Genomic DNA, 738 nt, shown 5'->3' on the forward strand with positions numbered 1-738 from the left:
TCCTGTACGAAGTGCCGTATCTGGACGGAGCAGGTGATGTGTACTTCGATACACAGCCAGCAGATGTAGAATTGAAAGACGGTTCCGCAAAATTAACCGTTGTCGTGAAAGGTGGCAAAGCGCCCTACGATTTGCAATGGTTTAAAAATGGTAAAGAGGTGATCAACGTCCCGTACGTTGAGGGTGAACTAACTGTTAAAGACCCGGGGGAGTATTTCGTCAGGGCGGTAGATGCTGACGGGGTATCGGTGGTAAGTAAAGCGGCTAAGGTCTCAGAACCTGAGTAACGAAAGGCCCCGTCAAGGGGCCTTAATTTTACACACCATTATTCCAGTTATTCCTTACCAATGTAAATTCAGGAATACTTTATTCAAAAAGTAGACTTCTATTATTTTTTATGTTACGCTACCTACGCTTTCAGCGTACCGCGGTGCGGACGCGTGAAGCGGGCGCCGCAGCGCCCTAGCGTAACCGCGAACGCATTCGGAAGGGCCGAGCTATATTGCTTTCAGTATTTAACTAAGATTCGCCGTATAAGGTTTACAGATATACGAGTTTAACGCCCGGCTTACGCCGGGCTTAGCGTATAAAGAAAGGGGATACCATGAATTGGAAAGTAACCGCATTAACCACGGCAGCTGGTATCCTATCCTTGTGGTTATACGGCCAGTACAACTACAGAAGCGGGTGGGTAGAAGGCCGAGAGAATCTTGTTTCACAGCAACAAAAGAAGGCACA

General features: G+C 47.6%; 1 protein-coding gene. It reads left to right on the forward strand.

Annotated elements, in window-relative coordinates; translation table 11 throughout:
• On the forward strand, nucleotides 1-287 hold a 287-nt coding region (locus H9Y05_RS16245), incomplete at its 5' end, for an immunoglobulin domain-containing protein (protein ID WP_216714915.1).
• Nucleotides 288-738: the final 451 nt, after the last annotated feature.

The organism is Taishania pollutisoli, assembly GCF_014518315.1.
GTDB classification, from domain to species: Bacteria; Bacteroidota; Bacteroidia; order Flavobacteriales_D; family Crocinitomicaceae; genus Taishania; species Taishania pollutisoli.